We start from the raw sequence: 13,316 nt of genomic DNA on the forward strand, positions 1-13,316 counted from the left end.
GCGCGGATTTAGGGTGACGGGGGACTCTCCGCAAATCCAACTTCCACCGTCTCCGCGGAGACTCCCCCCTCCCCGCAAGCGGGGCGAAGGAGACGATCTAGAACTGCGTGTAGTCAATCGGCTTGTGGCGATCGAGCGTGCGGGTGACCGGCGGCAGCGGGTATTTCAGGCCGGTCGCGCAGTTGAACAGCATCACGCGGTCGGTCTTGCTGACGCGGCCGTCGGCGAGGCTTTCCTTGTAGGCGGCGTAGGTCGCGGCGCCCTCCGGGCACAGCAGCAGCCCCTCCTCGCGCGCGACCTCGTTCAGCGCCGCCGAGATCTTGTCGTCGTCGACCGCAATGGCAAAACCCTTGCTCTCGCGCACGGCGCGCAGGATCAGGAAATCGCCGATCGCCTGCGGCACGCGGATGCCCGACGCGATGGTGTGGGCGTCCTCCCAGCGCGTCGCATGCTCGGTGCCGGCTTCATAGGCCCGCACCATCGGCGCGCAGCCGGAGGCCTGTACCGCGACCATGCGCGGACGCTTTGAGCCGATGAAGCCGATCTTCTCGAGCTCGTCAAAAGCCTTCCACATGCCGATCAGGCCGGTGCCGCCGCCGGTCGGATAGAAGATCACGTCGGGCACGTCCCAGCCGAGCTGCTCGGCAAGCTCGAGACCCATCGTCTTCTTGCCTTCGATGCGGTACGGCTCCTTCAGTGTCGAGGTGTCGAACCAGCCGACTTTTGCTTTTCCTTCGCCGACGATCTTTCCGCAATCGTCGATATAGCCGTTGACGCGGTAGACGGTCGCGCCCTGCAGCTCGATCTCGCTGACATTGACCTCCGGCGTATCGGCGGGGCAGAAGATCGTGGTCTTGATGCCGCAGGACGTGGCATAGGCCGCAAGCGCCGCACCGGCATTGCCGTTGGTCGGCATCGCCATGTGCTTGATGCCGAGCGCCTTGCCCATCGACACCGCCATCACCAGGCCGCGCGCCTTGAACGAGCCGGTCGGCAGGCGTCCCTCATCCTTCACGATGATTTCGCCGCCGTCGAGCTTCTTGCCGAGCTTCGGCAGCCGGATCAGCGGTGTGGTAACTTCACCGAGCGAAACGATGTCTTTGCATTTGCGCACCGGCAGCAGTTCGCGATAGCGCCACATGTCGGCGGGGCGCTGGCTTAGCGCGTCCTTGGTCAGCGCCTTCTTCACGCCGGCGAGGTCGTAACGCACCAGCAGCGGCTTGCCGGCCTTGGAGAGATTGTGGACCTGGTCGGCCCCGTAGTGATCGCCTTCCATCGCGCATTCGAGATGCGTGACGAAGGTTGGCCGTTCGATGGTGAGGTTGTCGTTGTCGTGCATGGGGTTGGCCCTCTTTCTTTTTCTAGCGTGTTTGACTGCCTGCCCCGTCACCCTTCGAGGCTCGTTCAGTGTTGCGCGCAACGCTTTGCTCGCACCTCAGGATGACGGGTCGGGGACAGCGCCGCGTTCTCCCGTCAAATATTCAACACCCTTCCATAGGCATCCAGCACGGCTTCCTTCATCATCTCCGACAGGGTCGGATGCGGGAATACCGTGTGCATCAGCTCTTCTTCCGTGGTCTCCAGATTCATGGCGACGACGTAGCCCTGGATCAATTCGGTCACTTCAGCACCGACCATGTGGGCGCCGAGCAACTGGCCGGTCTTCTTGTCGAAGATCACCTTGACCAGGCCCTGGTCTTCGCCAAGCGCGATCGCCTTGCCGTTGCCGACGAAGGGGAAGCGGCCGACGCGGATCTCGCGTCCGTTCTCTTTCGCCTTGGCTTCGGTGAGACCGACCGAGGCAACTTGCGGCTGGCAATAGGTGCAGCCCGGAATCAGGTTCTTGTCCATGGGGTGCGGATGCAGCCCCTTGATCGCTTCGACACAAACCACGCCTTCATGCTCGGCCTTGTGCGCCAGCATCGGGGGACCGGCGACGTCGCCGATGGCATAGATGCCGGGGACGTTGGTCTTGCCGTAGCCGTCGATGACGATGCAGCCGCGATCGGTCTTCACGCCGAGCTTTTCGAGGCCGAGATTCTCGATGTTGCCGACCACGCCGACGGCCGAGATCACGCGCTCGAATTCGGTGTTGACGGGCTTGCCCTTGCCGTCGTCGATGGTGGCGACGACGCTGTCGGCCTTCTTCTCGAGCTTGGTCACCTTGGTCGAGGACATGATCTTGATGCCCTGCTTCTCCAGGCGCTTGCGGGCGAGGCCCGCGATCTCGGCGTCCTCAACGGGCAGGATCTGCGGCAGCACCTCGACCACGGTGACATCAGAACCCATGGTGTGGAAGAACGAGGCGAACTCGATGCCGATCGCGCCCGAGCCGACCACCAGCAGCGACTTCGGCATCTTCTCCGGCACCATCGCCTCAAAATAGGTCCAGATCAGCTTCTTGTCGGGCTCGAGCCCCGGCAGCACACGCGGTCGCGCGCCGGTGGCGACGATGATGTGCTTGGCCTGATAGCTCCCCTCGCCCAGAGCACCTTTCGGTCCCTCGACGTCGGACTTCTTCACCGTGACCTTGCCGGGCGCATCGATCGAGGCGGCGCCCCAGATCACGCTGACCTTGTTCTTCTTCATCAGGAACCCGACGCCGTCATTGAGCCGCTTTGAGACGCCGCGCGAGCGCTGCACCACCGCCTTCGGGTCGAACGAGACGTTATCGGCCGACAGGCCGTAATCCTTGGCGTGCTGCATGTAGTGATAGATCTCGGCCGAACGCAGCAGCGCTTTCGTCGGAATGCAGCCCCAGTTCAGGCAGATGCCGCCGAGATAGGATTTCTCGACGATCGCGGTCTTCAAGCCAAGCTGGGCGGCGCGGATCGCGGTGACATAGCCGCCGGGGCCGGAGCCGATAATGATGACGTCGAAGGATGTGTCGGCCATTGCGGCTCCCATTCAACTGAACTTCGTAGGGTGGGCAAAGCGAAGCGTGCCCACCGCCTTCCAACGCTATAAAATAAGGTGGGCACGGCGCGTTTCGCGCCTTTGCCCACCCTACGTATGCACCGTTCGCGGCTCACACCATCATCATGACGGGGTTTTCGATCAGCTGCTTGAACGCGCCGATCAGCTCGGCGCCGAGCGCGCCATCGATGGCGCGGTGATCGCAGGACAGCGTCACGCTCATCATCTGCGCGATTTCGATCTTGCCGCCGCGCACGACGGGGCGCTCCTCGCTGGTGCCAACCGCGAGGATCGTGGCATGCGGCGGGTTGATCACGGCAGTGAAATCCTTGATGCCGAACATGCCGAGGTTGGACACCGCGGTGGTGCCGCCCTGGTACTCTTCCGGCTTCAGCTTGCGCGTGCGAGCACGCGCCGCAAAATCCTTCATCTCGTTGGAGATGGTCGACAGCGTCTTGGTCTCGGCCTTGCGGATGATCGGCGTGATCAGGCCGCCGGGCATCGCCACGGCAACACCGACGTCGGAATGATGGTGCTTGACCATGCCGCTCTCGGTCCAGCTGACGTTGCAGTTCGGGATCTTCTGCAGCGCGACCGCCATCGCCTTGATGACGAAGTCGTTGACCGAGATCTTGTAGAGCGGCTTCTTCTCCTTGTCCTTCGGCGCGGCGGCGTTGATCTCCTCGCGCGCGGCGAGCAGCTTGCCGATGTCGCAGTCGATGGTCAGGTAGAAGTGCGGGACGTTCTGGATCGATGCCGTCAGGCGCTGCGCAATGGTGCGGCGCATGCCGTCATGCGGGACGATGTCATAAGAACCCGGCTCGAACAGCGACAGGATCTGCTTGTCCGACATGGTCGGTGCGATCGAGGGCGCACCAGCGGACGGTGCCGCGGCGGGCGCTTTGAGGCCCTTGCCGGACTTGGCCTGCTCGACGTCGCGCGCAACCACGCGGCCATGCGGGCCGGTGCCGGTGACCATCCCGACATCGATGCCGGCTTCCTTGGCGATGCGGCGCGCCAGCGGCGATGAGAACACGCGGCCGGCATGGCCGTTACTCTGCGCGGCGGGTGCCGCAGCTTGCGATGCCGGGGCAGCGGCCGCCGGCGGTACAGCCTTCGGTGCGGCCGGCGCTGGAGCCGGTGCAGCAGCGGGAGCTTCAGCGGCCTTGGGCGGCGCGGCCGAGGCGCTGGGCTTGACGCTACCTGCGGCCTTCACGTCCTCGCCCTCGCCAGCGAGTACCGCGATCACGTCGTTGACCGGCACGTCCTGCGTGCCCTCGGGCACCAGGATCCTGGCGATCGTCCCCTCGTCGATGGCCTCGACCTCCATGGTGGCCTTGTCGGTCTCGATCTCGGCGATGACATCGCCGGATTTGACCTTGTCGCCTTCCTTCTTCAGCCACTTGGCGAGGTTGCCCTTCTCCATCGTCGGCGAAAGAGCGGGCATCAGGATGTTGATGGGCATGCTGACCTCACGAAGAACTTCTCAAAAATGCCGTCCCCGGAAGCGAGGACGAACAGACCAGGTTTAGTTGCCGATGTCGCCTTGCCACAGGCGCTCATTGGCGGGGATGGAACGCCAGTTCTTCATCATGGTGATGGAGCGGTCGTCGGCAAGATCGATCCAGGGGATTCCGAACTTGTCGAGGATGTCCTTGGATCCCTCGAAGGTGACGGATTCCCCGATCACCACCAGTTGAACCTTGAACAAGGCGAGCGCGCCGGCACACATCGAGCATGGCGACAGCGTGGTGTACATGACGGTGTCGTGGAACGAGATCGCGCCGGCTTCGCGCAGGCAGCTCATCTCGCCATGAAGGATCGGATTGTTCTCCTGCACGCGGTTGTTGTGACCACGCGCGATGATCTTGTTGTCGCGCGTCAGCACGGCACCGATCGGCAATCCGCCTTGCGAGATCGAGTCCTGCGCCTCGCGGATCGCCTCCAGCATGAAATCGAAATGGTAAGCTTCGACGGCCACGGTCAGTGTCCCTTCCCGCGCGGCGTCGTGGTGCCAGTGTCGGTCGGACGCTCGATCTCCGCCTGGAACATCTCCAGGATCCGGTTCAGCGCGTCCTCTTCGGTATATTCGCTCTCGCGCGCATAGGCGCGCGCGGCGTGGCGGGCGAGATCGACCAGCAGCAGGCCCCACATGTCGGGCTCCTCGAAGGCCCGCTGGAACGCCATCGACAGCCCGCCGTCCAGCACGAACACGCGCAGAATCTCGACCGCATCATCGCGGGCGAGAACGTCGGGTGGCAATGGCTGCTCCTTCGGGCCCGCCATGGTCTACCTGTAGCAGACCGCTTTGGCGGCCTCGACGACTTCGGCGACCGTCGGCAGCGCGAGCTTCTCGAGGTTTGCGGCATAGGGCATCGGCACGTCCTTGCCGGACACGCGCGCTACCGGCGCATCCAGATAGTCGAAGGCGTTCTCCATGATGCGCGCGGCGATCTCGGCGCCGACGCCGCTCTGGGCCCAGCCCTCTTCCACCGTGACGGCACGCCCCGTTTTCCTCACCGAGTTGATGATGGTCTCGGTGTCCATCGGTCGCAGCGTGCGCAGGTCGATCACCTCGGCCTCGATGCCGTCCTTGGCGAGTTCGTCAGCGGCCTTCAGCGCATAGGTCATGCCGTTCGACCAGGAGATGATGCTGACATGGCTGCCGGAGCGCACGATGCGTGCCTTGCCGATCGGGATCACGAAGTCGTCGAGCTTCGGCACTTCGCCGGTATGGCCGTAGAGCACCTCGTTCTCGAGGAAGATCACCGGATTGGGATCGCGGATTGCGGCCTTGAGCAGGCCCTTGTAGTCAGCGGCCGAGAACGGTGCGACGACCTTGAGGCCCGGAATGTTCGAGTACCAGGACGAATAATCCTGGCTGTGCTGGGCGGCGACGCGCGCAGCCGCGCCGTTGGGCCCGCGGAACACGATCGAGCAGCCCATCTGGCCGCCGGACATGTAGAGCGTCTTGGCCGCGGAGTTGATGATCTGGTCGATCGCCTGCATGGCGAAGTTGAAGGTCATGAACTCGACGATCGGCTTCAGCCCTGTCATCGCCGCGCCGACGCCGACACCGGCAAAGCCGTGCTCGGTGATCGGCGTGTCGATGACGCGCCTGGCGCCAAATTCCTGGAGCAGGCCCTGGGTCACCTTGTAGGCGCCCTGATATTCGGCGACCTCCTCGCCCATCACGAAGACATCCGGATCACGGCGCATCTCTTCGGCCATGGCGTCGCGCAACGCTTCGCGGATGGTCTGGGTGACCATCTCGGTGCCAGCAGGCACTTCCGGATCGGGCTCGGCGACAGCCTGCAGCGCAGGCGCAGGCTTCGGCGCGGGTGCCTCGGCCTTCGCAGCGGCGGGAGCTGCGGACTCCGCAGCCTTCTCCTGCTTGGCCGCGGGTGCCTTTGCAAGATCGGCGGCGCTCTCGCCGTCGGCAAGAATGGTCGCAATCGGCGTGTTCACGGGAACGTCGGCGGTGCCCTCGGCGATCAGGATCTTGCCGAGCGTGCCTTCATCGGTCGCCTCGACCTCCATGGTGGCCTTGTCGGTCTCGATCTCGGCGATCACGTCGCCCGACTTGATCGTCTCGCCCTCTTTTTTCAGCCATTTGGCGAGGTTGCCCTTTTCCATCGTGGGCGACAACGCGGGCATCAGCACTTGAATTGGCATATCGACTCCAAAAGAAAGCTTGCGCGCGTTTTAGCGATAAACATCGGTCCAGAGCTCGGCGGCATCCGGCTCGGGATCATGCTGGGCAAAGTCGGCGGACGCATTGACGATGTCGCGCACCTCGGCGTCGATCGCCTTGAGGTCCTGCTCGCTCACCTTCGCCGCGAGCAGACGGTTGCGCACCTGCTCGATCGGGTCCTGGTCGTGGCGGACCTTCTCGACCTCCTCGCGCGTTCTGTACTTGGCCGGGTCAGACATCGAGTGGCCGCGATAGCGGTAGGTCTGCATCTCCAGGATCATCGGCCCTTTGCCGGAGCGGCACCAGGCGGCGGCCTCGTCGCCGGCAGCCTTCACGGCGCGGACGTCCATGCCGTCGACCTGCATGCCGGGGATGTTGAAGGACGCACCGCGCTTGGAGAAATCCTGCTGCGCCGAAGCGCGCGAGACCGAGGTGCCCATGGCGTAGCGGTTGTTCTCGATGACGTAGATCACCGGCAGCTTCCAGAGCTCCGCCATGTTGAAGCTCTCATAGACCTGGCCCTGGTTGGCCGCACCGTCGCCGAAATAGGTGACGCTGACATTGCCGTTGCCGCGATAATTGTTGGCAAAGGCGAGACCGGTGCCGAGCGAGACCTGCGCACCGACGATGCCGTGGCCGCCGTAAAAATGCTTCTCCTTGCTGAACATGTGCATGGAGCCGCCCTTGCCCTTGGAATAGCCGCCGCGGCGTCCCGTGAGCTCGGCCATGACGCCGTTAGCCTCCATGCCGGTGGCAAGCATATGCCCGTGGTCGCGATAGCCGGTGATGACCTGATCGCCCTCCTTCAGGGCCATCTGCATCCCGACCACCACGGCCTCCTGGCCGATATAGAGGTGGCAGAAGCCGCCGATCGCGCCCATGCCGTAGAGCTGGCCGGCCTTCTCCTCGAATCGCCGGATCAGGAGCATGTCGCGGAGCGCCTTCAGCTCCTGTTCCTTGGTGAATTCCGGGGGCGAACCGCCGTTGGTCTTGTCTTGCGGGCTGCTTGCGGCGGCTTTCTTGGGGGCGGCCATGGGAATTCCGGGTCAGAGAAAACTAAGCCCTCTCTAACCCAACTCAATCGCGTGTGAAAGCACCGCAGCGACATGGCACGACTTTCATTATGCCGCACTGCAACGTGGCCGAAATTTTGCAAAACCTTTAGGCTTGATCAGGCAACATTCGGCTTTCGCAATGCTCGGCTCACCAGCCGAGCTCTCGCAAGTATGCTGCGCGGGCGGCAACGCCGGTATGCGTGAAGTCGGTGAAGACCCCATCGACGCCGAGATGGAAGAATTTGAGATATTCCTGGGCCGGATCGGCGTGATAGTCGGCCGCGAGATATTTCCTCTCGTTCCGGAACGTGAAGACGTGCACGAACAGGCCGAGCTTGTGCGCGTCGGCAATCAGGCTGGTCGCCTCCTGCGTCGATGCCTCCGGCGTCGATCCCTTGTAGGGCGTGCCATCGGCATTGGGGTCCTTCCACGGCGCGATCTTGAGCGGAACGATATAGGCCTTCCACGGACCGATGCCGTCGGCATAGGTCTTGATCTCGGCAAGGCCCACAGGGGTTAGCATCGCATCGTACAGGCGCGTATCGCCCGCAACCGTCCAGTCGAACGGACGGGAATTGGTGATGTTGTTGAGCAGGACCTTGCCGGTCTTGAAGTCGATGCCGTTGCCGTCGACGAGCTGGACCTGGCGCGTCTCCAGTCCATGGCTGCGCATATATTTCAGGCTGCCGGGCTCGAAGCTCTGGACCAGGATCGGCGCGTCCTTGGTGTTGAGGCCGTTGTCCTTGATGATCTTGATCAGGGCATCCTCGAGCGGACGGCTGCCGGGCGCGCCGCAGCCATTGGCGATGGCTTGGGCATTGTTCCAGGTCGGGTTCTTGGTTTCGGGGTAGACCAGGATGGACCGCCCCGTCTCCTTGCTCTTCGCCTTGGCGATGTCGAGGACGTCCTGGAAGCTGATGACCGCGAATTTGCCGTTGAAGATTTTCGGCCGCTCATTGGCTGCATCGTAGGTGGTGCCGCCGATCCACTCCTTCAGCTCGGCCATGGTGAAATCGGTGATCGACCAGTCGTTGGTGTGATCCTCGCCGTCGACGATCAATGACTTCAGCACCGATTTGGGATCGGCCGGATCGGTGAGGTCCGTGAGGTAGTCTGCTGGCACGCCGGTGGCAGCCGGCGCCTTGACGCGCACGCCGGGCGCCGTGCGCTTGCGGGCCGCGACCGCCGCATTGGTCTTCGCCACCTCTGCCACATTGGTGTTGTCGGCGAGCCAGGGGTTGTGACGCGCAACCAGGACGCAGTCCTTGGTGAGGTGAAGGTCCTCTTCGAGCGCGTCGGTTCCGAGGGCAGCTGCGAGATCATACGAGGCCTCGGTCTCCTCAGGCACCAATCCCGGCACACCGCGATGGCCGAGGATCAGCGGCGCCTTTCCGTCGACGGTCAGGAAGGGTTTTGCGCCTGATGGCGCCGTCTGCGCGAACGCCATCGACGGCGCAAGCAACGCCAGGGCTGCCACGCCGAGCAGAATCGCGCCGACATGCACCTTCCGCTGCAAGGGATTGGTCGTCATGGCCGCGCCTCCGTCTTTTGCCTGGCATCGCGTCGTGGCGATCGGGCTGTCGTCTTGTCTCAATTGTCTGACAGACGGATGACAGCGGGGCGAGCGGTAACCGATGTACACAGGCGGCGCCGCGATGACGCCGCCTGTGCCTTCCCGATCAGAACTTTTCGATAAGAACTTGCCGATAAGAACTTGCCGGTCAGAAGAAGCCCAGCTTCTTCGGGCTGTAGCTGACCAGGAGATTCTTGGTCTGCTGGTAGTGATCCAGCATCATCTTGTGGGTCTCGCGCCCGACGCCGGACTGCTTGTAGCCGCCGAACGCGGCATGGGCGGGATAGGCGTGGTAGCAGTTGGTCCAGACCCGGCCGAAGCGGTAGCAGCGATTGGCATCGCGGCTCCAGACGCCGGCCCCTAAGCCGTAAAGCGTGTCGTTGGCGATCGCGAGCGCCTCGTCGTCCGTCTTGAAGGTCGTAACCGAGACGACGGGACCAAAAATCTCCTCCTGGAAGATCCGCATCTTGTTGTGGCCTTCGAACACCGTGGGCTGGACGTAGAATCCGCCAGCGAGATCGCCCGTGAGGTCGGCGCGCGCACCGCCCGCCAGCACCCTGGCGCCCTCCTGCTTGCCGATGTCGATGTAGGAGAGGATCTTCTCCAGCTGATCGCTGGAGGCCTGCGCACCGATCATGGTGTCGGGCGCGCGCGGATCGCCCTGCTTGATGGCGGCGACGCGCTTCAGCGCCCGCTCCATGAAGCGATCATAGATATCCGCGTGCACCAGCGCGCGGCTCGGACAGGTGCAGACCTCGCCCTGGTTCAGCGCGAACATGACAAAACCCTCGATCGCCTTGTCGAAGAAATCGTCGTCCTCCGCAGTGACGTCGTTGAAGAAGATGTTCGGCGACTTGCCGCCGAGCTCCAGCGTGACCGGAATGAGGTTCTGGCTGGCATATTGCATGATCAGCCGGCCCGTCGTGGTCTCGCCGGTGAAAGCGATCTTGGCGATGCGCGGGCTGGATGCGAGCGGCTTGCCGGCCTCCAGGCCAAAGCCGTTGACGATGTTGAGCACGCCGGGCGGCAAGAGGTCGCCGATGATCTCGGCCCAGACCATGATCGAGGCCGGCGTCTGCTCGGCCGGCTTGAGCACGACACAATTGCCGGCGGCAAGCGCGGGCGCAAGCTTCCAGCAGGCCATCAGCAACGGGAAGTTCCAGGGAATGATCTGGCCGACCACGCCGAGCGGCTCGTGGAAATGATAGGCGATGGTGTCGTGGTCGATCTCGCCGATCGAGCCTTCCTGGGCGCGCACCACGCCGGCGAAATAGCGGAAATGGTCGATCGCGAGCGGCAGATCGGCGGCGCGGGTCTCGCGGATCGGCTTGCCATTGTCCCAGGTCTCGGCGATTGCGAGGCGCTCGAGATTTTCCTCCATGCGGTCGGCGATCCGATTGAGGATCGCAGCGCGCTCGGCGACGCTGGTGCGTCCCCACGCGGCCTTGGCTGCGTGGGCCGCATCGAGAGCAGCCTCGACGTCCGGCGCGTCGGAGCGCGCGATCTTGCAGACGATCCGGCCGTTGACCGGCGAAGCATTGTCGAAGTATTTGCCCGAAATCGGCGCGACAAATTTGCCGCCGATGAAATTGTCATAGCGTTCGGCGAAGGGATTTTGGGTGACGGCGAGGAATTCCACCTTGTTCATTGATCGCTCCCGATGTTGATGTTTGCGCAAATCGTCGTGTGTTCACGACTTGCGCCGACGATCTCGCGAGAGGTGATGTCTGTCAGCCCGGACGGGAGCGATAACCGGGCCGACCTGTCGCAGTTCTGCGACAGTCGTGGGCCCTAGCCCTCAGTGCTTGAGCTCGAACCGCTTCAGTTTCCTGTGCAGCGTGGCGCGGCTGACGCCGAGGGCCTTGGCGGCCGCCGACACGTTACCGCCGGCGCGGAGCAGCGCCCGTTGCAGCACCGCACGCTGTCCGCCGGCGAGATGGTCTTGCGCAATATCGCCGCCGAGGAGGTCTGCCGCGGGCGCGGGCTGCAACGCCCTGCCCGGCACGATCCCAAGCGCAGCGCGTGCGGAGCGGGTCGCGCCGATCACGAGATCGTCCGCATCGACCGCGACGAGTCCGATGGACTGGCCATCCGCACCTTGCGTCAGCACGATGCGGGCATGGGCGAAGGCGCGGCGAAACAGATCGGCTTCGATACGCCTGGCCGCTTCGCTCGCCGCGAGCGCGATCAGGCTGGAGAAGGCGTCGGTGCGGTCGGCGCGGCAGGAGGAGACGTCGAGCACGCCGGCAAAGGCCGCCTCATGGTCGTAGATCGGGACGGCCGTGCAGCTCAGGAGCGTGTTGCGGGTGAAGAAATGCTGGTCGCGGTCGATCGTCAGCGGGCGCTGCTCGACGACGCAGGTGCCGATGCCGTTGGTGCCTTCGTGCTCCTCGCTCCAGAGCGCGCCGGTCCACAGGCCCCAGGACTGAAATGTTGCATCATCCGCCGGCGTGCCGCGGCGGTCGACCGGTACGCCCTCGCCGTCTGCGAGCAGCACGCAGCAGCCGGCAGCACCGACGGCCTGATAGAGCCGGTCCATGGCGCCTTGCGCGGCGGCAAGCAGCGGTGCGATGCGCTCGCGCGCCTGTCGCAGCTCGGCCTCGCTCAGCCGCAGCGGCAGGCCACGACCCGCGGGATCGAGATGATGCAATCGGGACGAACGGCGCCACGAGGCCACGAGCGCGGACCGAGCCGCCTGGCCTGATGCGATGGCGGCTTCGACACGAGCCGCGTGATGCCGGGGCATTGGCCCATCCATCACCGTTTCCTCCGGAAAGCAGTCTAGGCGGCGCCTCGCACAACCCGATTGATCTCCGTCAACCTTCGGCAGCATCGCGCCGGGACCAGCAATGCCTGCTCGACCGCACTGGCGTCAAGGCGGCAGTCCCGTCGCAACTCTACGACTTTCGGAACAATTTGGCGCGGCTTTCGCGCGCCGTTTCGAATGCTGCGGAAAACGCTAGTTCTGCGGGATCATCCGAACGAGATCGTGCGGATTGACATAGTCGAGCTGGAACCGCGCCCGCTCATCCAGCATGTCCGGGTCGATCTTCTCGGTGCGCAACAGCGAGACACGCTGCTCGCTCCGGGCGCGCTCGCGCTTGAGCTGCGCCAGCTCGCTCGTCAGCGCGATGATCTCCTGGTCGAGCTCCTGGCGGGCGTTGAGGCCGTATTTGCCGGTATAGGCGTTGACCCCGAAATAGCCGACGATGGCCGCCGCCATCGCGTAGAGGGCAAGACCGGTCAGGATCGATTTGAGGCGCGCGCGGGAAACCATTCTGGCAAGATGGGCCAGCTTGGTTAAGGGAGTGCTAATCTCTGCTGCCAGACCCTCATGGTGAGGAGGCCGCATAGCGGCCGTCTCGAACCATGAAGGCCCAGGTATCGCTCGCGGCCATCCTTCGAGACGACCGCTGCGCGATCTCCTCAGGATAAGGACCTGCGGTGCGGCCGCGTGGTTGCCCAGCCTCAGCCGTGATGTTTGCCGACGTGCGCGGCGAAGGCGTCGATATAGGCTTGGAGCACGCCCTTCAGCGAGTCCTTGGTCAGGTTGCCTTCGGCATCGAAGGCGTCGCCGACCGCGTTCAGGTAGATCTCGGGCTGCTGCATGATCGGGCCGGCAATGCCCGGCAGGATGTTCTGGAGCGTCTTGGCGGCGCTGACGCCACCAAGCGGGCCCGGCGAGTTGGAGACGATGCCGACCGGCTTGCCGTTGAACGAGCTCTTGCCATAGGGGCGCGAGCCGACGTCGATGGCATTCTTCAGCACGCCGGGGATAGCGCGATTGTATTCCGGCGTGACGAAGATGACGCCGTCGGACTTCTGCAGCTTCTCGCGGAAGGCCAGCCAGTCGGCCGGCGGCGCGCCTTCGAGATCCTGGTTGAAGAAGGAGATGCCCTCGAGCGTGACGACCTCGAGCTTGAGAGAAGCCGGTGCGAGCTTGGTGAGCGCCTTGGCGATCTTCAACGAGAAGCTGTCCTTGCGCAGGCTGCCGGCGATCACGACGATATTGTAGGCCATCAGATTTTCCTTGGGTTGCCCTTGAAACCTTGAGGGAGAAGTGCCGGGCGGCACTTAA

Annotated in this window: 12 protein-coding genes; all 12 read right to left on the bottom strand. The window is 64.0% G+C overall.

The genetic code is table 11. The features are described 5' to 3' along the window. Positions 1 to 97 precede the first annotated feature (97 nt). Entirely contained in the window at positions 98 to 1,339 is a 1,242-nt protein-coding gene (locus YUA_RS0105455) for a threonine synthase (protein WP_027529764.1), read from the bottom strand. 134 nt (positions 1,340 to 1,473) lie between these two features. Beyond that, the gene (lpdA, locus tag YUA_RS0105460) at positions 1,474 to 2,895 is read right to left on the bottom strand and encodes a dihydrolipoyl dehydrogenase (RefSeq protein WP_027529765.1); all 1,422 of its coding nucleotides are present in this window, start codon (positions 2,893 to 2,895) and stop codon (positions 1,474 to 1,476) included. A gap of 133 nt (positions 2,896 to 3,028) precedes the next feature. Then, a complete protein-coding gene (locus YUA_RS0105465; RefSeq protein ID WP_027529766.1) occupies positions 3,029 to 4,381 on the bottom strand; it encodes a pyruvate dehydrogenase complex dihydrolipoamide acetyltransferase in 1,353 nt (450 codons plus the stop codon). 63 nt (positions 4,382 to 4,444) lie between these two features. After that, entirely contained in the window at positions 4,445 to 4,897 is a 453-nt protein-coding gene (locus YUA_RS0105470; protein WP_027529767.1) for a nucleoside deaminase, read from the bottom strand. Between the two features lie 2 nt (positions 4,898 to 4,899). Continuing rightward, positions 4,900 to 5,202 (bottom strand): DUF5076 domain-containing protein, encoded by a 303-nt coding sequence (locus tag YUA_RS0105475; protein WP_027529768.1) that lies wholly within the window; start codon positions 5,200 to 5,202, stop codon positions 4,900 to 4,902. 3 nt (positions 5,203 to 5,205) lie between these two features. After that, positions 5,206 to 6,591: a pyruvate dehydrogenase complex E1 component subunit beta gene (locus YUA_RS0105480; protein ID WP_027529769.1), complete on the bottom strand. Its 1,386-nt coding sequence runs from the start codon at positions 6,589 to 6,591 to the stop codon at positions 5,206 to 5,208. Between the two features lie 30 nt (positions 6,592 to 6,621). Then, positions 6,622 to 7,644, bottom strand: a complete 1,023-nt coding sequence (pdhA, locus tag YUA_RS0105485; protein WP_027529770.1) for a pyruvate dehydrogenase (acetyl-transferring) E1 component subunit alpha — start codon at positions 7,642 to 7,644, stop codon at positions 6,622 to 6,624. A 169-nt stretch (positions 7,645 to 7,813) separates the two neighbouring features. Then, positions 7,814 to 9,196 carry a glycerophosphodiester phosphodiesterase family protein gene (locus YUA_RS0105490; protein ID WP_035970536.1) on the bottom strand — a complete coding sequence of 461 codons (1,383 nt, stop codon included), beginning with the start codon at positions 9,194 to 9,196 and terminating at the stop codon, positions 7,814 to 7,816. A gap of 190 nt (positions 9,197 to 9,386) precedes the next feature. Next, positions 9,387 to 10,886: an aldehyde dehydrogenase gene (gene adh / locus YUA_RS0105495; protein WP_027529772.1), complete on the bottom strand. Its 1,500-nt coding sequence runs from the start codon at positions 10,884 to 10,886 to the stop codon at positions 9,387 to 9,389. A 150-nt stretch (positions 10,887 to 11,036) separates the two neighbouring features. Continuing rightward, entirely contained in the window at positions 11,037 to 11,996 is a 960-nt protein-coding gene (locus tag YUA_RS0105500) for a GAF domain-containing protein (protein WP_027529773.1), read from the bottom strand. 201 nt (positions 11,997 to 12,197) lie between these two features. After that, on the bottom strand, positions 12,198 to 12,515 hold the full coding sequence (locus YUA_RS0105505) for a septum formation initiator family protein (RefSeq protein ID WP_027529774.1): 318 nt from the start codon (positions 12,513 to 12,515) through the stop codon (positions 12,198 to 12,200). A gap of 191 nt (positions 12,516 to 12,706) precedes the next feature. Beyond that, positions 12,707 to 13,258, bottom strand: coding sequence for an NADPH-dependent FMN reductase (locus YUA_RS0105510; protein WP_027529775.1), 552 nt, complete (start codon positions 13,256 to 13,258; stop codon positions 12,707 to 12,709). Positions 13,259 to 13,316: the final 58 nt, after the last annotated feature.

The organism is Bradyrhizobium sp. WSM3983 (assembly GCF_000473045.1).
GTDB lineage: Bacteria > Pseudomonadota > Alphaproteobacteria > Rhizobiales > Xanthobacteraceae > Bradyrhizobium.